This is a genomic window from Methylobacterium sp. Gmos3 (assembly GCF_056430985.1).
Window position 1 is genome coordinate 39,514 of the sequence record NZ_JBWJYL010000015.1, and the last position, 20,616, is coordinate 60,129.

A 20,616-nucleotide genomic window follows, 5' to 3' on the forward strand; every position below is an offset into this window, starting at 1 on the left:
AAACCGGCGCGACCTGCGCCCTCAGGCGGAACGGACCACGGGGGCATCCGGGAAGGCTTCCGGGTAGGCCGCTTGGTACGCCGCGGCGGCCCGCAGGACGAGGTCGTCCCGGAACCGGGCGGCGACCATCTGCAACCCGATCGGCAACCCTCCCGAATCGAAGCCGCAGGGCACCGAGATCGCGGCCTGCCCGGTCATGTTGAACGGGTAGGTGAAGGGGCTCCAGTCCGTCCAGTCGGTCATGCCCTGGCCCTCGGGGAAGTCGATGCCCGCCGCAATCGCCGTGACGGGCATGGTGGGGGACAGGAGCAGGTCGTATCGCTCGTGGAAGCGCGCCATCGTGACCTTCAGCTCGGCCCGGACCTGCTCCGCCGCCAGGAGGTCCGCCGCGCTGTAGCGGCGGCCGATTTCGGCGATGGCGAGGAGACCGGGATCCATCTGCGCCTTGGCCTCGTCGGTGGGCGCAAAGCGGTCGGCGATGATCGCCTCGGCGGAGAACCAGATCACCCGCAGGGCCTCCAGGGGGGAGGCGAAGCCGGGATCGGCTTCCTCGACGATGGCGCCCATCTCGGCAAGGCGGGCGGCGGCCCGGTCCACCGTAGCGGCGACCTCGGGGTCGACCCGGGCATAGCCGAAGTTTCGGCTGTAGCCGATACGCAGGCCCGCGACACCACCGCTCGCTGCCGCCGTCCAGTCCGGGACGGGGCTCGGACAGTCGCCGTACAGCCCATCCGGGGAGGGGCCCGTGACGGCGTTCAGGAACAGGGCGGAATCCGCCACCGTCCGGGTGAGCGGGCCGCGATGGGCCATGTCCCGCAGGGGCGTCGGCGCGTCGGTGGCCAGCCAGCCGAAGGTCGGCTTGATGCCGAACACGCCGCAGAACGAGGACGGGATGCGGATCGAGCCCGCCCCGTCGGATCCCTCGTGCAGGACGCCCATGTTCAGGGCGGCGGCAACGCCAGCCCCGCCGGAGGAGCCCCCCGAGGCCCGGTCGGTGCGCCATGGATTGAGGGTGTTCCCGAAGGCGGGGCCATGGGTCACGCCCTTCCAGCCGAATTCCGGCGAGGTCGTTGTACCGAGGAAGACCGCGCCGGCGGCGCGCAGGCGCCGCATCACCAGGATCTCGTCGGTGGCCGGAGCGTCACTCGTGAGCTTCGAGCCCCGCCGCCACGGGATGCCCTTGACGGCGGTCAGCTCCTTGATCGTCGTCGGCACCCCGTCGATCGGGCCGAGGGCTTCGCCTTTTACCCAGCGCGCCTCCGAAGCCTTCGCGCCTTCGAGGGCCAGCTCGGGCGCGACATACGCGAAGGCGTTCACCTGCGGATTGAACCGTTCGATGCGCGCCAGCGCCGCCTGCGCGGCCTCGACCGGGGAGGCCCGGCCGGACGCGAAAAGCGCCCCGAGTTCCACCGCGTCCATCTCGCCCAGGTCGGTCTTGGGGGTGGTGCGAACCTGATCCATCGGCGTCACTCCGCAATCGTGTCGAGGGCGCGGCCGACGGCGTCGAACATCGTGTCGATCTGCTCTGCCGTGATGATCAGCGGTGGGCAGAAGCACAGGGAATCGCCGATGGCGCGGGCGATCACGCCCTGTTCGAGGGCGGCGGCCTGGATCGCGGCGCCGGCCGAGCCGGGCTTCGCCCCGGGTGCCGTGGAGGGCTTCAGCTCAAGGGCCCCGATCAGGCCGATGCCACGCCATGTCTTCACCAGAGGGTGCTCGGAGAGCCCCGCCAGCCGTTCGAGGAAGAGTGGGCTCAGGCGCCGGCAATTCCCCACGAGGTCGCGCTCCTCGATGATCCCGATGTTCTCCAGTCCGACCGCGGTGGCGACGGGATGGCCCGAGGCCGTAAAGCCGTGGCCGAACACACCGAGCCTAGCGGATTCGTCGGCGATCGGATCGTAGAACTTCGCATTCATCAGGATCGCCGAGAGCGGCATGTATGAAGAGGTGATCTGCTTCGAGAGGACCATCACATCCGGCTCGATGCCGAAGGTCTCGCAGCCGAACATCGCCCCCGTGCGCCCGAAGCCGCAGATCACCTCGTCGGCCACCAGCAGCACGTCGTAGCGCCGCAGCACCGCCTGGATCTCCTGCCAGTAGTTTTCCGGCGGGACATAGACGCCCCCCGAGGCCATCACCGGCTCGCCGAAGAAGGCCGCCACGGTGTCCGGCCCCTCGGCCAGGATCAGCGCTTCGAGCTCGTCCGCCATGCGCCGGGAGAAGGCGGCCTCGCTCTCGCCCGGCAGGGCCGAGCCCGCGTAATCCGGGCAGGAGACGTGCCGCATCCGGTCCAGCGGCAGGTCGAAGCTCTCGTGATTGCGCGGCAGGCCGGTGATCGAGCCCGCCGCGATGGTGACGCCGTGATAGCCCTTCAGGCGGCCGATGATCTTCTTCTTCTCCGGCTTGCCCAGGGCGTTGGAGCGGTACCACGCCAGCTTGACGACGAGGTCGTTGGCCTCGGACCCGGAAGACGTGAAATGCACCTTCGACATCGGGACCGGCGCCATGCCGATGAGCTTCTCGGCGAGGTCGACCGAGGGGCCGTGGGTCTTGTGCGCGAAGATGTGGTAGTAGGACAGCTTGTCCATCTGCTTCTTGGCGGCGTCCGATAGCCGCCGCTCGCCGAAGCCCACGGCGACGGACCAGAGCCCCGCCAGCCCCTCGATGTAACGCTGGCCGGCATTGTCGTAGACATAGATTCCCTCGCCGCGCTCGATCACGAGGGCGCCGGTCTTGCCGTAGTTGCGCAGGTCGACCAGCGGATGGAGCTGGTAGGCGATGTCGCGCGCCTCGATGGAATTGGGCATGAAGGTCATCAGACGGATGTCCTGATCGCGTCGGGGAAGGAAGCGGAGGCGAAAGCCTCCGGCGGGGTCGTGCGGGGCCTGCGGCCGGGGATCGCCGCCACAAGGCTGCGGGTGTAGGGCTGGCGGGGGTTCGAGAAGATCTCGGGCCCAGGCCCGATCTCCACGACGGCGCCCTTCTCCATCACCATCACGCGGTCGCAGATCTTGGCCGCGACCCGCAGGTCATGGGTGATGAACAGAAGCGAGAGGTGCAGCTCCCGCTTCAGCTCGTCGAGAAGGTCGAGGATCTGGGCCTGGATCGAGACGTCGAGGGCGCTGACCGCCTCGTCGGCGACGATGATCTCGGGCTTGAGCGCCAGGGCCCGGGCGATGCCGATGCGCTGGCGCTGCCCGCCGGAGAACTCGTGAGGGTAGCGGTCCGCCGCCGAGGCATCGAGGCCGACGCGTTCGAGAAGCGCGGACGCGGCCTTAAGAGCAGTCCCGACATCCTCGCCGTAGGCGATCGGGCCATCGGCGATGGCCCGCCCGACGCGCACCCGCGGGTTCAGCGAGCCGTAGGGATCCTGGAAGACCATCTGGATCCGCCGCCGGGCCTGCCGCAGGGCTTCGCCCGACAGGCTGGCCATGTCGATCCCGCCGAGGCGCACCCGTCCCCCGTCAGGGTCCTGGAGCCGCACGAGGCATCGCCCCACCGAGGACTTGCCCGATCCGCTCTCGCCGACGATGCCCAGGGTCTCGCCGCGCCCAAGGCTGAACGTTACGTCGCGCACCGCCGCGACCGTCCGCGGCGCCCGGAACAGGCCACCGCCGAGGGTGTAGGTCTTGGTCAGGCCCTCGACGTCGAGGACGGATCTCCGGGGCGCCGCCCGCGCGACCGCGCCAGCCCCGGCCTCCATGTCGGGAATCGCCGCGATCAGCTTGGCGGTATAGGGGTGTTGCGGCCGCTCCAGGATGTCGGCGGCGAGGCCCTCCTCGACGATCCGGCCGTGCTGCATCACCGCCACCCGGTCGGCGATCTCGGCGACGACGCCGAAATCATGGGTGATGAACATCACCGCCATGCCGCGCCGGGTCTGAAGATCGCGGATCAGGCGCAGGATTTGCGCCTGGGTCGTGACATCGAGCGCCGTGGTCGGCTCGTCGGCGATCAGAACCTGCGGTTCGAGGGCCAGCGCCATGGCGATCATCACGCGCTGCCGCTGGCCGCCCGAGAGCTGGAACGGATACGACGCGGCCGCCCGAGCCGGGTCCGGCAGGCCGACCTCGGCCAGCAGTTCGAGGGCCCGGCTCCGGCGCGTCCGGGGTGTCAGCAGCCCATGCGCGGCGAAGACCTCGGCGATCTGCGCCTCGATCCGCATCAGCGGGTTGAGGGCCGTCATCGGCTCCTGGAAGATCATCGCTATGCGCCGCCCCCGCACCGCGTAGAGTTCTTCCTCGCCGAGGGCCAGCAAGTCGGTCCCGCCGAGGAGGATGCGGCCGCCGACCGGCCGCACCGTCTCCGGCAGGAGACCCATCGCGGCGTTGGCCGACATCGACTTGCCCGATCCGCTCTCGCCGACGATGCAGAGAATCTCGCCGGCCCTCAGCGTGAAGCTGACCCGGTCGACGGCGTAGGGACGGTCCGCGCCGGACGGCAGGGCGATGGCGAGCTTCTCGACGACGAGCACCGGCTCGCCGGGGGCGTGGTTCAGCGGGGCGATGGTCATGGCTGCGCCCCTCATCGCGTCTTGCGCGACAGGCGCGGGTTGAGGGCGTCGTTCAGCCCCTCGCCGACGAGGTTCAGGGCGAGCACCGTCAGGAGGATCGCGAGGCCGGGAAAGAGGCTGACCCACCACGCCTGCCGGATGACCGTGCGCCCGGCACCGATGACGTAGCCCCACGACATGATGTTGGGGTCGCCGAGGCCCATGAACGACAGGGCGCTTTCGAGCAGGATGGCGGCGGCCACCATCATGGTGCCGAGGACGATGACCGGCGAGAGCGTGTTGGGCAGGATCTGCCGCAGAATGATCGGGCCGCTGCGCTGGCCCGACAGCACAGCGGCCTGAACGAATTCCCGCCCGCGCAACGCCATGACCTCGCCCCGTAGGAGCCGGGCCACCGGCGGCCAGCTCACGATCGCGATCGCCGCGACGATGGAGACGAGGCTCGGGCGGAAGATCGCCACCAGCACGACCGCGAGGGCGAAGTTCGGAACGCTCTGAAAGAACTCGGTGAAGCGCATCAGCAGGTCGTCGACCCGGCCGCCGAAATAGCCCGCGACGGCCCCGATCGGGATGCCGATCAACAGGGCCGCGAGCGTCGAGACGAAGCCGACCAGCAGCGACACCCCGGCCCCGTGGGCCACCGCAGAGGCGATATCCCGGCCCATCGTGTCGGTGCCGAGCGGAAAGCCGCCGTTGGTGAAGGGCGGCAGGAACGGACGCTGCACCATCGCCCAGGGGGAGCGCGGGTAAAGCGCCGGCGCCGCGACCGCCAGAACCAGCACCAGGATGAGGATGACGATCCCCGCCACCGCGCCGCGGTTGCGGGCGTATCGAGCCCAGAACGCCGTCATGCTGCAGCTCCGATACGGGGATCCACCAGCCGGTAGAGGATGTCGGTGATGAGATTGAAGGCCAGCACCATCGCGGCGGAGACCACGAAGATGCCGAGCAGGAGGTTGTAGTCCCGCTGCTCCAGGGCCTCGAACATCAGCCGGCCGATGCCCGGCCACGCGAAGACGGTCTCGATCAGCACGGCACCGCCGACCAGCTGCCCCGCCTGGAGGCCCGCTAGCGTCACGACCGGAAGGATGGCGTTGCGCAGGATGTGCCGGACCAGCACGACGCGGGGGCGCAGCCCCTTGGCGCGGGCGGTCCGCACGAAGTCGAGCCGGCTCACTTCCAGCACGGAGGCCCGGGTCATGCGGGCGTAGACCGCCATGAAGAACAGGCCGAGCGTCAGGGCCGGCAGTACGAGGTGGTGGAGGATGTCGGCGGCCCGTTCGAGGCCGCTGTAGCCCGAACCGACGCTCTCGTAGCCGAAGCCCGGAAACCAGCCGAGCTGCACCGAGAACAGCAGCACCGCCATCAGCGCCAGCCAGAACAGCGGTGTGGCGTAGAACAGGAGGGCGAGGGTCGAGATGATCGAGTCGGAGACCTTGCCTTGGCGCGAGGCCGCCAGCGCGCCCGCTGCCACGCCGAGGACGAGGGAGATCAGGAAGGCTGAGCCCGACAGGAGCAGGGTGGCGGGCAGCCGATCGGCGATCAGGTCGATCACCTGCATGCCCTGACGATAGGAATAGCCGAAATCGAGCCTCAGGACGCTCCCAAGGTAGGTCAGGAGCTGGATCGGCAGCGGCTTGTCGAGACCGAAGCGCTCGCGCAGCTGCTGCAGGAAGGCGGCGTCGGCATCGCCGGCCTCACCCGCCATCACGGAGGCCGGATCCCCCGGCGCCGCGTGGATGAGCACGAAGTTGAGGATGACGATCCCGACGAGGATGAGCGCCATCTTTCCCAGGCGCGAGACGATGAAGCGGGGCATGGCTGGAGCGGTCCTCCGCGTGCGGGAGCTTGGCCGGAACGGCCGGCGGCTGGGTGTCGGACGCGGCCTCGCGATCGAGGCCGATGAATGAGGCGTCGTGCGTGCCGGTCCCGCGCCGTCAGCGCTTGATCCACGCGTCGCGCAGCGAGTCGTTGAGACCGTTGGCAGTCGTGATCAGGTCCTGAACATTGCACCGGTAGATGACCGGGAAGCGCAGATCGAGCAGCCACGCCACGGGCACGTCCGCCTGAACGGCTTTCTGGACCTCGTCGTAGAAATCCTGGCGCTTCTCGGCCGGCGTCGCCAGCGCCGCCTTGGCGAACAGTGCGTCGACGGTCGGATTCGAGTAGCCCTCGACATTGTTCCAGGGATTACCCTTGGAGATCTGCGAGGTGATGTAGTTCCGCTCGACGCCGAGGGCGGGGTCGGCGTTCTGGAAGAGGTAGGTGAACGCCATATCGTAGTCCCATTGGGACACGCGCTGGTTCCAGCCCGCCACATCGGTCGCCTGAATTTCGACGGGGATGCCGACCTCGCCGAGGTTCTGCTTCACGGCCTCCGCCCAGCGCTGCCACGTCTCGCCGTAGGGAAGCGGCAGCAGCTTCAACGGCTTGCCATCGTAGTGCATCGCGGCGAGGAGCGCCTTGGCCTTCTTCGGATCGTGCGGATATTGCGGCTGGACGTCCTTGTGGAAGGGTGTCGTCCCGGCGATCGGACCGGTGGCGACCTTGCCGATTCCGTTCCAAAGGACGTCGAGGGCGAACTGCCGGTCCATGGCGTACATGACCGCTTGACGGAACCGCACGTCGTTCATCGGCGGCTTCCGGTTGTTGAGCCAGAGAAACGAAAGGGGCGAGTCGAACTCCTGACCCTTCTGCGAGACGCAGGTGTTCTTCAGCGCCGTGAGCCGCGGCACATCGAAATTCTCAACCGACCCGCCCGGCAGCACATCGACCTTGCCGGTCTCGTAGGCCACGGCACGCGAGGCGCCGTCCGGGATGACGTGATAGTAGAGGTCCTGAAGATAAGGCTTGCCCGCGAGGTAATAACTCTCGTTCTTCACGAGGTGGATCGCGCTACCCTTCCGCCAGCTTTCGAACTTGAACGGCCCAGTGCCGATCGGCTTGTCGTTTGCCGGATTGGAGGCGTATTCGGTGCCTTCGTAAATGTGTTTCGGCACCATCGGCATCACCCAGAAGGCGAAGCTGCGGATGAAGGGCTCGAAGGGCTCCTTGAGGGTGAAGACCACCGTGTGATCGTCAGGCGCAGCGACATTGGCCACGCGCGTCATTGTGTTCCTGTGACGCGGCTGCGTCTTCATCAGAAATTCTTTGACAGAAAACAGAACATCGTCTGCGCTGAAGGGCTTACTATCGTGCCACGTCACCCCTTGGTTGAGGTGAAACGTGTACGTCAGTCCGTCAGAGGAAATATCCCAGCTCTTGGCAAGCGACGGCAACGGCTTGAGCTTGTCGTCGTAGCGCAGCAATCCTTCGTAGATCTGCCCGGCCACCAGCTGCGTTGGCGCGTTGGTTACGAGGCCGAGCATCAAGCTGGGCGGCTCCGGCTGGACGATCAGGTTGGCACGACCGCCTGAGACGGGCTGCGCCTGTCCAACAGATGGCACGGCGAGAACCGATATCGTGAGCAAGGCTCGAAGAATGTTCGACATGGAAGCTCCGTACACTGCCATTACATGCGCGGAAAAATCGAATACGTAAAAATCTTGTGTGCTTTTGTCTTGGAACTTCCAAGATTTACACCTGCTACCCAAAAGCCAGCGGGCTTACGGGATAGAGGGCGGGACTATCCTGCCCACGGCCGGGCTTAGCGATATATCGGTATATCAGTTGTAAATCAGTGGTTTGTCAAACCGCGGCGGTTGAAAAAGCCGTCACGTAGGGCCTCATTGCGCGCCATGGTCGCCCAAATATTGAGCCTGCCGATCGGTGTGATGAGACCTGGTCTTTTCAGTCTGAGCCGCCTTGGAGGAACGGCCTTACCTGCTTGGTTCAGGCCCGCGCCCTTGTTGGGCTCGGATTTGTCCCTCATGACATCCGCAGTCATCATGATGGGACGTTTGCGTCCGGCAATTTATACCGAGCTGACGTCAGCTTCAGAGCTGTCAGAGGCGACTTCCGAGTCTCTTAATCGGGCGCAAAGCGGCCCTGCTAACGGGATTGTTGCACGAGAGGTCTAGCGGCTGGTCAGCCACATGGCCCTCCGGGTGACGGCCGGTCCCTGGTCAACGTGTTGGCGATGCTCGCCTGCCGCCTGCGCCTGATCGAGTAGGCACTACCATCCATCGCGGTATTGGCCTGCCGCGGTCGCATGGCTGGGCATCTAAAAGATCGCATCCTAACCGATAGCGAGGCATCTATAAGGGTCACGCTCGTGGGCTCGACTTGCCTTCGGCGGCCAGGCGAACTGGATGTCCAAGAAGCTCGCTCACTTGCGCCAAGCCTACACCCACACCCTGCTGCTGGCCGGGCGACAGTGGCGGCGCGCAGCCAACGGCGTTGTCGAGGCACATGGCCTCTCGGACGCGACCGCGCTCCCTCTCATCCTGATTGGCCGACTCGACGGCAAGCCGCGCCAGAACGCCCTGGCCGAGGCCGTCGGCATCGAAGGCGCATCGCTGGTGCGGTTGCTCGATCAGCTCTGCACGGCTGGACTGGTGGTGCGGAAGGAAGATCCGACGGATAGGCGTGCAAAGATCCTCAGCCTCACGCCGGCCGGGCGGCAGACCGTGGCGCAGATGGAGACCGAACTCAACGAACTACGGGAGCAGGTATTCGCCGACGTCGACACCGCCGATCTGGAGGCGAGCCTGAGGGTCTTCCAGGCGCTTCAGAGATACATCCGTGAGTTCCCGGACGGCATAGCGCGCGAGGAGGCCGCAGAATGACGCTCCCCAGCTGGCGCGACTGGGCGTTCTCGATCAAGACCTTCGTGGCGGCGGTGCTGGCGATGTATCTCGCCATGTGGATCGACCTGCCTCGGCCCTACTGGGCGCTGGGCACCGTCTATATCACCAGCCAGGTGCTGGCTGGCGCAACTCGGGCCAAGGCCCTCTACCGGGTGCTCGGCACCCTGCTGGGTGCTATCGCCAGCATCGCCCTCGTGCCGAACCTCGTCAATGCGCCGGAGCTTCTGACGCTCGCAATCGCGCTCTGGGTGTCGGTCTGCCTGTACTTCTCGCTACTCGACCGCACCCCGCGCAGCTACCTGATGATGCTGGGCGGCTACACGGCGGCCCTAATCGGGTTCCCGAGCGTGGGCGAACCCGGGACGATGTTCGACACCGCAGTGGCCCGCGCCGAGGAGATCACGCTCGGCATCCTGTGCGCCAGCCTCGTCAACACCATCGTGCTGCCCCAGTCCGTGGCGCCGATGATATCCGCGCGCCTGGATTTCTGGCTGCGCGACGCGCGCGGTTGGGTCGCCGACGTGCTCGGCCGTGCGCGTCAGACGCGAGACACTCAGGCCAAGCGGCTGAAGCTGGCCTCGGACGCCATCGCCTTCGACGTCCTGGCGACGCCGCTGCGCTACGACATGACCGGCGCCGAACGCTCGGTGGATGCGATGGCGACGCTGCGCCAGCACATGCTGATGTTCCTGCCGATCGTTTCCGCGGTCGCAGACCGGGTCGAGGCCCTGGAGCAAGCCAAGGTGCTTCCGGCCAACGTCCGCGCACTACTCGACGATATGGCTGCGTGGCTCGCCTCGGGGACGACCGATCCCGTCGAGGCTGACCGGCTGCGAATGGCAGTCGACGCGGTCGATCCGGTCCTGCACCAGGACTTCGTCTGGCCGGACCTGGTGCTCGCCAGCTTGGTGGCGCGCCTGCGCGACTTCATCGACCTGCGCCAGGATGCCAGGCTCCTGCAACGGCACATCGTCGACGGCACCCCCGTCGAAGAGGAGCTCGCTTTCCGCTATACCGCCGCCGCACGCACGATCCGGCACCGTGACCATGGCATGGCCCTCCTGTCCGCGGTCGGCGTGTTCCTCGTCGTCCTGCTCGCCTGCTGGATCTGGATCGCGACCGGGTGGCCGGATGGCTCCGGCGCGCCGATGATGGCATCGGTCGGCTGCTGCTTCTTCGCCGCGCAGGACGACCCTGCACCGTCCATCCTCGGCTTCGCCAACTCGGCCGTGCTCGGCGCCGTCGTTGCCGCCATCTACCTGTTCGGGGTGCTGCCGCAGGCTACCAGCTTCGAGATGCTGGCCCTGGCGTTGGCGCCGGCGCTCATCTTGTGCGGCGTCTGCATGACGCAGCCGCGGACGGCGCCGATGGCGATGGGGGCTGCGGTCAACGGCTCGGCCGTGATCGCCCTTCAGAGCAGCTACACCGGCGACTTCGCTGCCTTCGCCAATTCCGCGCTCTCGATCATCGTCGGGATGTGGGTCGCGACGCTGGTGACACGCCTCGTCCGCTCAGTCGGGGCCGGCTGGTCGGCGCACCGCCTCCGGACCGTGAACCGGCGTAGCCTCGCACGGGCCGCCGAGCGTCAGGGCGCGCAGAGCGGTTTGGAGCTCGCTGCCATCATGCTCGACCGCGTCGGACTGCTCGCCCCGCGTCTCGCGGCATTGCCGCCGGATGATGCGGAGTGGACAGCCGACCTCCTTGCCGAGGTGCGGGTTGGGGTCAACGTAGTCGAGCTGCGCCGCGACCGCCGACAGCTCTCGAACGAGGCCAGGACCGCGGTCGAGTGGCTCCTCGCCGGCATGGCGCGGCACTTCGGCGGCAGCGCGACCCTCCCGCCCAGCGAGCTTCTGGAGTCTCTCGATGCCGCGCTCGACGCGATTGCGATCGAGCCGGGGCGTTCGGCTCATCGCGCGGCGCTTCTCGGGCTTGTGGGAATCCGCCGCGGGCTGTTCCCCGAGGCTCCTGCCTATCGTCCAAGTCTGATGTCCCAAACCCAGGGGGCGATTGCTGCATGACCGGAGAACTCGATATCTACGGCGTCTTCGTCCCGAGCCTCGCGGCCTGGATGATCCTCGCCTTCCTGATCAGCCTGCCCCTGCGCCGGGTGCTCGCCCTGACCGGCTTCTACCGGCTGGTCTGGCACCGGCCGTTGTTCGACCTCGCGCTCTACGTCGTCCTGCTGGGCTGTGTCGTCACGGTCGGGCAGCCGCTGGTCTCCTGACGGCTCCTCGTTCGCCCCCGTCAATTCCTCACGTCTTCTCTCGATCGTTCGGTTCCCGCCATGACACGGCTCCTTGCCCTTTCGTTCCGGCTCGTCGTCACCCTGGCCATGGTGGCCGCCGCAATCGTCGTCGGCTTGGCTTTGTGGAACTACTATATGGAAGCGCCCTGGACCCGGGACGGCCGCGTGCGCGCCGACGTGGTCGAGGTGGCGCCGGACGTCTCCGGCCTCGTCACCGAGGTGCTGGTCGAGGACAACCAGACGGTGAAGCGCGGCGACGTGCTGTTCAAGATCGATCCCGAGCGCTTCACCTTGGCCCTGCGGCAGGCCGATGCGATCGTCGAGGGCAAAAAGGCGACGGCGGAACAGACTGCAGCCGACTACCAGCGCTACATCAAGCTGAGCGACGCCGCGGTCTCGCAGCAGAAGGTCGAGCTTGCGCGAGCGACAGACCTCGCGGCCAAGGCTGCTTACGATCAGGCCGTGGCCGACCGCGACCTCGCCCGGCTGAACCTCGAACGCTCGGCGGTGAAGGCCTCGGTCAACGGGCGCATCACCAACATGGAGCTGCGCCCGGGCAACTACGTCAACACCGGCAGGGGCGTGATGGCGCTGGTCGACCGCGATACGCTCCGGGTCGAGGGCTACTTCGAGGAGACGAAGCTGCCGCGTATCAACGTCGGCGACAAGGCCAGCATCCGCCTGATGGGCGAGGACGGCTTGATCACCGGGCATGTCGAGAGCGTCGCCGGCGGCATCGAGGACCGCGAGCGTTCGGCTGGTGCGAACCTTCTCGCCAACGTCAACCCGACCTTTTCTTGGGTGCGGCTGGCACAGCGCATTCCCGTGCGGATCAAGCTGGATGGCGTGCCTGATCAGACGCGGCTGGTCTCGGGTCGAACAGCAACGGTTTCCGTCGACGCGGCGGGCGAAACCCCGCGGCCCGACCTCCTCGGATTTCTGCACAGGTTCACGCTCGTGGCCGACCGCTCCTCGAAGTGACCGAGGTCCAGTGCCAGTCGACGTGAGAAGTCGAACCTCTCGATGCGGGTCGCGAGCGCCTATCCGCCGAGATCCTGTGTGAATGCGCTGCCTTTGGGACGGGACGCCTCAACGAGGAGAGTTGCCTTCCCATCTACCGGAAGCCGCTGCAGCCGACGGCGCCTCCACCCACGACGATGACGTCAAACAAGCTGCACAAGTGGCTGTGGATGAGGCTGACCATAGGGTGGGGCAAGCGCGTAGGCTTTAGGGGAGCAGCCTCGTTCGAGGTGGCTGGGTCCTACTCGGACTTACGCGCTGAGCTGTTGGTGCCCGCTTCGGAGAAGGCGCTGGAGTCGGCTGAGTGACTGGAATGGGCGCTTTGCAGCTGGGCTGGTTTGGAAGCCCCTCGACACTGTAGCCGAGGGGCCAAACGCTCAAATCTCAGTACCCTCGGCCAGGGTCAGAGCATCCTCGACGTCCACACCGAGGTACCTGACCGTGCTCTCGATCTTCGTATGGCCGAGCAGAATCTGGACGGCACGCTGGTTGCCGGTCCGCTTGTAAATCAATGACGCCTTCGTGCGACGCAGGGAATGGGTCCCGTAGTCCTCGCTTCGCAGCCCGATGCCTGCAACCCACTCGTCGACCAGGCGTGCATACTGCCGGGTGCTGATGTGCGTAACGCCGTCGAGCCTGCTCGGGAAGGCATAGTCGTCAAGCGTTCCACCCCGGGCCTCCAGCCATGCCAGGATGCTGGTGCGGGCAGGTTCCAGCAGTTCGAACTGTACCGGCCGACCGGTCTTGCGCTGAACGACGATGGCCCGACTACGGACGCGACCACCGGTGACGAGATCGCCGATCTTGAGCTTGACGATGTCGCAGCCGCGCAGCTTGCTGTCGATGGCGAGGTCGAACATCGCACGGTCGCGCACGCGCCGTTCGCGGTCGAGCCAGAACCGGATGGCCCAAACCCGCTGAGGTTTGAGGGCGCGCTTGGCGCCGAGCTTGCGACCGGCGTTCCAGGCCGGCCGCCCTTTAGTGACCGGATCGTATGCGGAGTGTCCCATCGTTTATCTCCTCGCCGGCCAATGCCGACGAGGCGAGAAGACACCCAAGTCGATACCTATGAGGTGAGGCCAGCCTAAGCAGACGGGCTGGTTGCGACCCGGCCCGGTCGTCCGCGCTCGGTCATGGAACTCCCAAGAGCGGACGTATAATGATGCCCGCGATCAGGGGGTGGCGAGCGACGTCTGGTCAGGAAAGCGCATCAAGGCTCGACGTGCGCGTCATCGCTTGAGACCAATGAAGTCCACGAAAGCACGAAGCGGAGCGGGTAGGTATCGGCGCCCGGGATAATACAGGTACGGGCCCGAAAAACGCTGCCACCATGGTTCAAGAACAGGTTCCAAGGCACCCGTATCAAGATGGGGCTTCAGCCAGTCCTCGAACAGCGTGAGAATGCCAACGCCTGCGACCGCCGCATCGACAGCGAGATCCGTCGCACCGCCCACCCGCACGATCAGCGGGCCGGTAGGATTGATGCGGACGAACTCGCCATCTCGTTCGAACTCCCAAGGCAACGTCGCACCGCTGGCAAAACGCCCCCCGATGCAGGCGTGGTGAAGGAGGTCGTTCGGATGTCGCGGGCGGCCATGGCGGTGGAGGTAGGCCGGTGAGGCCACCGTCGCGAAGCGTTGGTGACGCGGGCCGATTGGCACCGCGATCATGTCCTGCTCCAGCCGCTCGTCGTAGCGGATCCCTGCGTCGCAGCCTGCAGCCAGCACGTCGACGAAACTGTCCTCGGCCAGCACCTCCAACCGGATCTCGGGATAGGAGGCGAGGAAGGCCGGCACGATGGCGGGCAACACCAGCCGCGCAGCGCTGACCGGCACGTTGAGCCGCAGCGTTCCGGCCGGCCGGTCGCGGAACCCGTTCATCACGTCGAGGGCCGCCTCGACTTCGCCCAGCGCCGGACCCAGCCGTTCCAGCAGCCGGGCCCCCGCCTCGGTAGGGGCGACGCTGCGCGTGGTGCGGTTCAAGAGACGCACGCCGAGGCGGCTCTCCAAGCGGCTTACGGCCTCGCTGAGACCGGATGCGCTCCCGCCGCCGGCGCGGGCGCCGTCGCGGAAGCCCCCGGCCCGCGCCACCGTGACGAAGGCCGCCAAGTCCCCAAGTTCCGCCATCGTTCGAAATTCCGAACAGCCCGTTCCGATACTGCCTGCTTATCCGATCAGTGGCGCGGGTCTACATGCGTGGGCGAAGAGGAGACCGTCATGACCACCATCGCATCGGCAGGAACCTTCGCCCTGGGCGACCGTACCTTGAAACGCCTTGGCTACGGCGCCATGCAGCTCGCTGGCCCCGGCGTGTTCGGGCTGCCGAAGGATCGCGAGACGGCCCTCGCCGTGCTGAGGGAGGCCGTGAAGCGGGGCGTCGATCACATCGACACCAGCGACTTCTACGGCCCGCATGTGACCAACCGACTGATCCGGGAGGCGCTGCATCCCTATCCGGACGATCTGGTGATCGTCACGAAGGTTGGCGCCCGACGCGGTTCGGACGCATCGTGGAACCCCGCCTTCTCCACCGAGGAACTCGTGCAGGCGGTCCACGACAACCTGCGCAACCTGGGACTGGACAAGCTCGACGTCGTCAACCTGCGCCTGATGTTCGATGCCCATGGCCCGGCCGAGGGGTCGATCGAGGCCCCCCTTACGGTGCTGGCGAACCTCCAGCAGCAGGGTTTGATCCGGCATATCGGGCTAAGCAACGCCACACAGCAGCAGGTCGCCGAGGGGCGTCGCATCACCGAAATCGTTTGTGTGCAGAACCAGTACAATCTCGCCAACCGGGCCGATGACGCACTGATCGACGAACTCGCCGCCGAGGGCATCCCCTACGTCCCGTTCTTCCCGCTCGGAGGCTTCAGCCCACTCCAGTCCAATACGCTGTCTGCGGTCGCTGCGAGGCTGAGGGTCACACCGATGCAGGTCGCCTTGGCATGGCTGCTCCAACGGGCGCCCAATGTCCTGCTGATCCCCGGGACGTCATCGCTCAAACACCTGCACGAGAACCTCGACGTTGCCAGCCTGACGCTGACCGACGACGTCTTTACTGAACTTGACCGGATATCGTCCGCAAACGCGAGGACGTGAAGTTTTCGCTTTTGAACGCGAACCTACGACGTCCGCTTCGGTGCTAAGTTTGCGCCAAAGTGAACGGGCAGGGATCCACCCAAGCCGGTCGTTTTGGGATTGGTACCAAGCGGCAGTTCGACCATTTGCAAGCACGATCGATGCGTTTCGACACGGTCTCGGTCGAAGGCGGAACGACGGCTTCGGGACGAGCACCCGATTGGTCGCGAAATTGATGGTTTGGTGGGGCCGAGGAATGCTTAATCAGGCACCTCAGGGCCGTAAACCGGCATCCACTCGATGAAGGTTAGGTCCGGGAGCCCCGCTCGATCAAGTGATCCCACAGCCTGTCGGCCGCCTCGTTCCGGCAGTCCAGGGACCGGAACAGCCTGATCTCGATGGGTATGTCGAACCGCTCCGGCCCGGCACGGACGAGCAGCCCGCGGGCCAGGTCGTCGGCCGCGAGGGTTTGCGGCAGCCACGCGATGCCGTCTCCGTTTCGCGCCATGGTCATGAGCGTCGCCGCGAGGTGGGAGGTGACCGCGGTGGACGTGTGGCTGTGCTGCCGGTCCCGACAGGCCGCGAGGATCCGCCCAAGGCCCGACGCTTGGCTGTAACCCAGCTGGGGGACCGGCGCCGCCGCCGTTCCGGGAAGCGACCACGACGGACGATCGTCGGGGCCCGGTGCACAGAGCGGCACCAGGACGTCGTCTCCGACAGGAAGGCTTGGGAACCGGTCGGCCTCGAACCGCGTCCGTGCGTCCGAATGGTAGTGGCAGAGCAGGAAATGTACCTCGCCGGAGAGCAGGATGCCCTCGCAGGCTTCCATGCTGTCCGAGATCAGGTTGAGCGTATCGAGGGCTTGCCGCTGCATCAGACCGCGGATCCAGTGCGGGAGGAACGTGAACGACAGGGCGTGGGTCGCAGCGATCGATAGCGTTGCCGTATCGCGCAGGCCCGTCGCCTGCGCGTCGCGCCGGGCGCGTTCCAGGTCCTGCATCAACGCGTGCGCGGCCGGCTGGAACTGGGCGCCTGCCGGCGTCAGGGAAGCCCCATGGGCGCCGCGGACGAAGAGGGCGGTGCCGACCCAATCCTCCAGGGCCCGGACGCGCCGGCTGAAGGCGGGCTGGGACACGTGCCGAACCTCGGCCGCGCGCGAGAACGACCTCTGCTCCGCCAGGGCCAGGAAGTCCTTGAGCCAATCCAGGTCCATGCCCGATACCATCCACGCATAGCGTATTCCGAACATGGCATTGGCCCCGCGAGGGTGTCCAGGCTTATGCATCCCCCAAGCCCCCGCCAGAGGGGCTTCGTATTCCGTCGAGCGACCGGCGGCGAAGGGGAGGAGACACGCCATGAAATCATGGTTCGGCCGTCTTTATATCCAGGTCTTCATCGCCATCGTCTTGGGCGCCCTGGTCGGTTATTTCCTGCCGGACGTCGGCATTACGCTGCAGCCCCTCGCCGACGGCTTCATCAAGTTGATCAAGATGCTGCTCGCGCCGGTGATCTTCGGCACCATCGTCGTCGGCATCGCCAAGATGGGCAGCATGAAGGAGGTCGGCCGCATCGGCGTGCGGGCGCTCCTCTACTTCGAGGTCGTCTCGACCCTGGCGCTGGTCATCGGCCTCGTCGTTGTGAACGTGATGCGGCCCGGCGTCGGCATGAACATCGACGCCTCGCACATCAACGGTAGCGCCATCGCGGGCTACGCCAAGACGGCGGAGGCCCAGCCCGGCCTTGTCGGCTTCCTGATGGATATCATCCCAACGACGATGGTGGATGCGTTCGCCAAGGGGGCGATGCTGCAGATCATCCTGGTCTCGGTGCTGCTGGGCCTCGCTCTGGTACAGGCGGGCGAGCGCGGCAAGCCCGTGGTCGTCGTCGTCGACAGCTTGCTCGACGCCTTGTTCCGCATCGTCGCGATGGTCATGCGGCTCGCTCCCGTCGGGGCCGGAGCCGGCGTCGCCTTCACCATAGGCAAGTATGGCCTCGCCACCGTCTGGTCGCTCGCCTACCTCATGCTCGGGGTCTACGTGACCTCGATCCTGTTCATCGGCCTCGTGCTCGGCTCGGTTTGCGCCTGGACCGGGTTCCCGCTCATTAAGATCCTTGGCTACTTCAAGGACGAGATCCTTATCACCTTCGGCACCTGCTCCACCGAGGCCGTGCTGCCACGCATGCTGGCCAAGCTTGAGCGGCTCGGCTGCGAGAAGTCCGTGGTCGGGTTGGTGCTGCCGACCGGCTACACCTTCAACGCGGACGGCACCTGCATCTACCTGACGATGGCGGCGATCTTCGTCGCGCAGGCCACCAACACCCCGCTCGGGATCGGCGACCAGCTTGTGGTGCTCGGCGTGCTGCTGCTGACTTCGAAGGGATCGGCGGGCGTCGCCGGCGCCGGCTTCGTCACCCTCGCCGCGACGCTGTCGAGCATCCACACCGTCCCGGTCACCGGCCTCGTCCTGCTGCTCGGCGTCGACCGCTTCATGAATGAGGCGCGGGCGGTGACCAACCTGATCGGCAACGCGGTGGCCACCATAGTCGTCGCGAAGTGGGAAGGCGCCTTCGACCTCGCCAAGGCCGAGGACGCCTATCGCAACCGGGCGGAGGTCGCCGCCGAGAGCCTCGTCCCCGAGACCGAGGCCGGACACGCGCTGCCCGCCCCCGCGCCGGCGGCGTCGTAGGACCTAGCCGTCCGAATCCCCTTTCCAACCCGCCCTAATCCGAGGAGAGCACCCATGCGCATCGTCGACGTCTGCGAGGTCACCAAGCCGATCTCATCCCCCATCCGCAACGCCTACATCGACTTCACGAAGATGACCGCGAGCCTCGTGGCCGTGGTCACCGACGTCGAGCGGGACGGACGCCGGGTGGTCGGATACGGCTTCAACTCCAACGGCCGCTACGGCCAGGGCGGCCTGATCCGCGAGCGGTTCAAGAACCGCATCTTGGAGGCCGACCCGAAGAGTGTCCTCAACGAGGCCGGCGACAACCTCGACCCGCACAAGCTGTGGGCCGCGATGATGACCAACGAGAAGCCCGGCGGCCACGGCGAGCGCTCGGTGGCGGTGGGCACCCTCGACATGGCGATCTGGGACGCCACCGCGAAGATCGCCGGCAAGCCCCTGTTCCGGATGCTCGCCGAGCAGAAGGGCATCGAGGCCAACCCGCGGGTGTTCGTCTACGCGGCCGGCGGCTATTACTACCCAGGCAAGGATTACGGCGCCCTGCGCGCCGAGATGCGCGGCTACCTCGACCGCGGCTACAACATCGTGAAGATGAAGATCGGCGGCGCGCCTATCGACGAGGACCAGCGCCGCATCGAGGCGGCGCTCGCGGAGATCGAGGGGCAGGCGCAGCTCGCGGTGGACGTGAACGGCCGGTTCGACCTGGAGACCGGCATCGCCTACGCCAAGATGCTGCGTCAGTATCCGCTTTTCTGGTACGAGGAGGTCGGCGACCCGCTCGACTATGCCCTGCAGGCCGCCCTGTCCGAGTTCTATCCCGGCCCGATGGCCACCGGCGAGAACCTGTTCTCGCACCAGGACGCGCGCAACCTCCTGCGCTACGGCGGCATGCGGCCGGATCGCGACTGGCTGCAGTTCGACTGCGCCCTGTCGTACGGCCTCGTCGAGTACCTGCGCACCCTCGACGTACTCGACCAGTTCGGCTGGTCGCCCAAGCGCTGCATCCCGCACGGCGGCCACCAGATGTCGCTCAACATCGCGGCCGGCCTCGGGCTCGGCGGCAACGAGAGCTACCCTGACCTGTTCCAGCCCTACGGCGGCTTCCCGGACGGGGTGAAGGTCGAGGACGGGCACATCGTCATGCCCGAGCTTCCTGGCATCGGCTTCGAGGGCAAGTCCGACCTGATTAAGGTCATGCGCGAGCTGGCGGAGTAGGCACTGCAGGCAGGGACCTGTCGGAGGGATCACCTCGGCATAACGGACTTGGTGACTAGCGCCATCCCGGCCGATGAGAGCCGAGAAGGCGCCCGACCATTATCCCAGCACGGACAACGCCTCTACGACGACCTCGACGCGTCCGTCCCGATCCTGGCCGCCCACGAGCGACCAGAGGCGCTCCGCGGCCGGGCTTTGCCGGGCCCGCGGTCGGTAGAGGCGGATCTCGAGCGGGATGTCGCCGTCCGGGCCGGCGATGCGTACTAGCCGGCCACTGGCCGCTTCGAAGGAGCCCCACCGGGAAAGCGGGCGGTCCTCAACCCACCCATCTGAAATATTCGCTCGAGCGCTGGGCGGTAGGGGATGGCCATAAGCAGCCTGTCCGCTTCGGAGCAGGCCCGCTGGAAAAGCGGACGGCCTCCTATCGACCCATACCAGCCGCCAGGACCACCCCAGACGCTTCTCCAAAGCGCCCGTTTCGAGGCACTAAGTTGATTTCAAAGATCTATCCAGTCATTGGAACATAATTCAGTAATTCCCAACGCTTAATCGCATGGCCGACGGAGAAGTGACGGGAATATAGGAAAATATTCAAGCATAATTTACGATTTTCATTATCTTAAGACGTGATTCAGCGTGCGAGGAGCTTGCGGGCAAATCGCACGGCTGGATATGTTCGCCCTCAGGCGCGCTTGAGATCGCTGCCACGAGCACTGGCGGTTACGAAAAGCCTGAATTTCATCCAATAGAACGTTTGTGTGACATCAAAAATACCACAAATTGCCTATGCGCTCTCGCATTTGACTGGAATTCAAGGGCGTTTCAAAGGCTGACGCAACAATTCGTTCGTGGGGCGACCTTATGATTGGTGGTAGCAAGAGGAAGGTGCTCCCATGTTTCGCAAGGCGACCTATAACGAAGCCCAAGCCACGCTCGATGCCCTACTTCAATCTTTGGCGATCATCGAGTTCAGTATGGACGGCACTGGTCCGCCCCCACTGAAGTGGTCCGCCCTTTGGTATGGCTTTTGAGCCTGGAGGACGGACGACATGGCCAAGCATCCGAAGCCCGAGGAGATCGTCGCCAAGCTACGGCAGGCGGATGTGCT

General features: G+C 66.3%; 16 protein-coding genes. 7 read left to right on the forward strand and 9 right to left on the reverse strand.

Translation table 11 applies throughout. The features are described from left to right. Positions 1-21: 21 nt before the first annotated feature. The 6 genes from ACS5Q7_RS23350 to ACS5Q7_RS23375 all read right to left on the reverse strand — a co-directional run bounded on the left by ACS5Q7_RS23350 (position 22) and on the right by ACS5Q7_RS23375 (position 8,004). Positions 22-1,461 carry an amidase gene (locus ACS5Q7_RS23350; RefSeq protein WP_478341656.1) on the reverse strand — a complete coding sequence of 480 codons (1,440 nt, stop codon included), beginning with the start codon at positions 1,459-1,461 and terminating at the stop codon, positions 22-24. Positions 1,462-1,466: 5 nt separating this feature from the next. Then, a complete protein-coding gene (locus ACS5Q7_RS23355; RefSeq protein ID WP_478341657.1) occupies positions 1,467-2,816 on the reverse strand; it encodes an aspartate aminotransferase family protein in 1,350 nt (449 codons plus the stop codon). After that, positions 2,816-4,513 carry an ABC transporter ATP-binding protein gene (locus ACS5Q7_RS23360; RefSeq protein ID WP_478341658.1) on the reverse strand — a complete coding sequence of 566 codons (1,698 nt, stop codon included), beginning with the start codon at positions 4,511-4,513 and terminating at the stop codon, positions 2,816-2,818. Before ACS5Q7_RS23360 ends, ACS5Q7_RS23355 begins: the two co-directional genes overlap by 1 nt. Before the next feature lie 11 nt (positions 4,514-4,524). Next, complete coding sequence (locus ACS5Q7_RS23365; protein ID WP_478341659.1) at positions 4,525-5,364, reverse strand: ABC transporter permease; 840 nt, start codon at positions 5,362-5,364, stop codon at positions 4,525-4,527. Further along, positions 5,361-6,332, reverse strand: a complete 972-nt coding sequence (locus ACS5Q7_RS23370; protein WP_478341660.1) for an ABC transporter permease — start codon at positions 6,330-6,332, stop codon at positions 5,361-5,363. Before ACS5Q7_RS23370 ends, ACS5Q7_RS23365 begins: the two co-directional genes overlap by 4 nt. Before the next feature lie 118 nt (positions 6,333-6,450). Further along, positions 6,451-8,004: an ABC transporter substrate-binding protein gene (locus ACS5Q7_RS23375; RefSeq protein WP_478341661.1), complete on the reverse strand. Its 1,554-nt coding sequence runs from the start codon at positions 8,002-8,004 to the stop codon at positions 6,451-6,453. 759 nt (positions 8,005-8,763) lie between these two features. On the opposite strand from ACS5Q7_RS23375, the gene ACS5Q7_RS23380 reads away from it, so the two are divergent. From ACS5Q7_RS23380 to ACS5Q7_RS23395, 4 genes are read left to right on the forward strand one after another with little or no spacing between them, the layout of a single operon-like run. Next, the gene (locus ACS5Q7_RS23380; RefSeq protein ID WP_478341662.1) at positions 8,764-9,240 is read left to right on the forward strand and encodes a MarR family winged helix-turn-helix transcriptional regulator; all 477 of its coding nucleotides are present in this window, start codon (positions 8,764-8,766) and stop codon (positions 9,238-9,240) included. Continuing rightward, the gene (locus ACS5Q7_RS23385) at positions 9,237-11,279 is read left to right on the forward strand and encodes an FUSC family protein (RefSeq protein ID WP_478341663.1); all 2,043 of its coding nucleotides are present in this window, start codon (positions 9,237-9,239) and stop codon (positions 11,277-11,279) included. Before ACS5Q7_RS23380 ends, ACS5Q7_RS23385 begins: the two co-directional genes overlap by 4 nt. Beyond that, positions 11,276-11,485 (forward strand): DUF1656 domain-containing protein, encoded by a 210-nt coding sequence (locus tag ACS5Q7_RS23390; RefSeq protein WP_478341664.1) that lies wholly within the window; start codon positions 11,276-11,278, stop codon positions 11,483-11,485. The genes ACS5Q7_RS23385 and ACS5Q7_RS23390 overlap by 4 nt, the downstream gene beginning before the upstream one ends. 60 nt (positions 11,486-11,545) lie before the next feature. Beyond that, positions 11,546-12,487: an efflux RND transporter periplasmic adaptor subunit gene (locus tag ACS5Q7_RS23395; RefSeq protein ID WP_478341665.1), complete on the forward strand. Its 942-nt coding sequence runs from the start codon at positions 11,546-11,548 to the stop codon at positions 12,485-12,487. A 416-nt stretch (positions 12,488-12,903) separates the two neighbouring features. Here the strand turns inward: ACS5Q7_RS23395 and ACS5Q7_RS23400 are convergent, their stop codons facing one another. Both ACS5Q7_RS23400 and ACS5Q7_RS23405 read right to left on the reverse strand, forming a co-directional pair. Beyond that, on the reverse strand, positions 12,904-13,536 hold the full coding sequence (locus tag ACS5Q7_RS23400) for a tyrosine-type recombinase/integrase (RefSeq protein ID WP_478341666.1): 633 nt from the start codon (positions 13,534-13,536) through the stop codon (positions 12,904-12,906). Positions 13,537-13,755: 219 nt separating this feature from the next. Further along, positions 13,756-14,652 carry a LysR family transcriptional regulator gene (locus ACS5Q7_RS23405; protein ID WP_478341667.1) on the reverse strand — a complete coding sequence of 299 codons (897 nt, stop codon included), beginning with the start codon at positions 14,650-14,652 and terminating at the stop codon, positions 13,756-13,758. 90 nt (positions 14,653-14,742) lie between these two features. Here ACS5Q7_RS23405 and ACS5Q7_RS23410 point away from each other — a divergent pair, with 90 nt between their 5' ends. Then, complete coding sequence (locus ACS5Q7_RS23410; protein ID WP_478341668.1) at positions 14,743-15,624, forward strand: aldo/keto reductase family oxidoreductase; 882 nt, start codon at positions 14,743-14,745, stop codon at positions 15,622-15,624. Between the two features lie 286 nt (positions 15,625-15,910). Here ACS5Q7_RS23410 and ACS5Q7_RS23415 read toward each other — a convergent pair whose 3' ends face one another. After that, on the reverse strand, positions 15,911-16,816 hold the full coding sequence (locus ACS5Q7_RS23415; protein ID WP_478341669.1) for a LysR family transcriptional regulator: 906 nt from the start codon (positions 16,814-16,816) through the stop codon (positions 15,911-15,913). A 142-nt stretch (positions 16,817-16,958) separates the two neighbouring features. Between ACS5Q7_RS23415 and dctA the strand changes: the two genes are divergently transcribed. Both dctA and ACS5Q7_RS23425 read left to right on the forward strand, forming a co-directional pair. Then, on the forward strand, positions 16,959-18,290 hold the full coding sequence (gene dctA / locus ACS5Q7_RS23420) for a C4-dicarboxylate transporter DctA (protein ID WP_478341670.1): 1,332 nt from the start codon (positions 16,959-16,961) through the stop codon (positions 18,288-18,290). 54 nt (positions 18,291-18,344) lie between these two features. Further along, positions 18,345-19,508 carry a mandelate racemase/muconate lactonizing enzyme family protein gene (locus ACS5Q7_RS23425; protein WP_478341671.1) on the forward strand — a complete coding sequence of 388 codons (1,164 nt, stop codon included), beginning with the start codon at positions 18,345-18,347 and terminating at the stop codon, positions 19,506-19,508. Positions 19,509-20,616: the final 1,108 nt, after the last annotated feature.

Bases quoted from the DNA above. Each gene is read 5' to 3' on its own strand.
- ACS5Q7_RS23390 (WP_478341664.1), top strand. From the start codon at position 11,276: ATGACCGGAGAACTCGATATCTACGGCGTCTTCGTCCCGAGCCTCGCG.
- ACS5Q7_RS23370 (WP_478341660.1), bottom strand. From the start codon at position 6,332: ATGCCCCGCTTCATCGTCTCGCGCCTGGGAAAGATGGCGCTCATCCTC.
- dctA (WP_478341670.1), top strand. From the start codon at position 16,959: ATGAAATCATGGTTCGGCCGTCTTTATATCCAGGTCTTCATCGCCATC.
- ACS5Q7_RS23375 (WP_478341661.1), bottom strand. From the start codon at position 8,004: ATGTCGAACATTCTTCGAGCCTTGCTCACGATATCGGTTCTCGCCGTG.
- ACS5Q7_RS23380 (WP_478341662.1), top strand. From the start codon at position 8,764: ATGTCCAAGAAGCTCGCTCACTTGCGCCAAGCCTACACCCACACCCTG.
- ACS5Q7_RS23385 (WP_478341663.1), top strand. From the start codon at position 9,237: ATGACGCTCCCCAGCTGGCGCGACTGGGCGTTCTCGATCAAGACCTTC.
- ACS5Q7_RS23365 (WP_478341659.1), bottom strand. From the start codon at position 5,364: ATGACGGCGTTCTGGGCTCGATACGCCCGCAACCGCGGCGCGGTGGCG.
- ACS5Q7_RS23360 (WP_478341658.1), bottom strand. From the start codon at position 4,513: ATGACCATCGCCCCGCTGAACCACGCCCCCGGCGAGCCGGTGCTCGTC.
- ACS5Q7_RS23415 (WP_478341669.1), bottom strand. From the start codon at position 16,816: ATGGACCTGGATTGGCTCAAGGACTTCCTGGCCCTGGCGGAGCAGAGG.
- ACS5Q7_RS23395 (WP_478341665.1), top strand. From the start codon at position 11,546: ATGACACGGCTCCTTGCCCTTTCGTTCCGGCTCGTCGTCACCCTGGCC.
- ACS5Q7_RS23410 (WP_478341668.1), top strand. From the start codon at position 14,743: ATGACCACCATCGCATCGGCAGGAACCTTCGCCCTGGGCGACCGTACC.
- ACS5Q7_RS23405 (WP_478341667.1), bottom strand. From the start codon at position 14,652: ATGGCGGAACTTGGGGACTTGGCGGCCTTCGTCACGGTGGCGCGGGCC.
- ACS5Q7_RS23355 (WP_478341657.1), bottom strand. From the start codon at position 2,816: ATGACCTTCATGCCCAATTCCATCGAGGCGCGCGACATCGCCTACCAG.
- ACS5Q7_RS23425 (WP_478341671.1), top strand. From the start codon at position 18,345: ATGCGCATCGTCGACGTCTGCGAGGTCACCAAGCCGATCTCATCCCCC.
- ACS5Q7_RS23400 (WP_478341666.1), bottom strand. From the start codon at position 13,536: ATGGGACACTCCGCATACGATCCGGTCACTAAAGGGCGGCCGGCCTGG.
- ACS5Q7_RS23350 (WP_478341656.1), bottom strand. From the start codon at position 1,461: ATGGATCAGGTTCGCACCACCCCCAAGACCGACCTGGGCGAGATGGAC.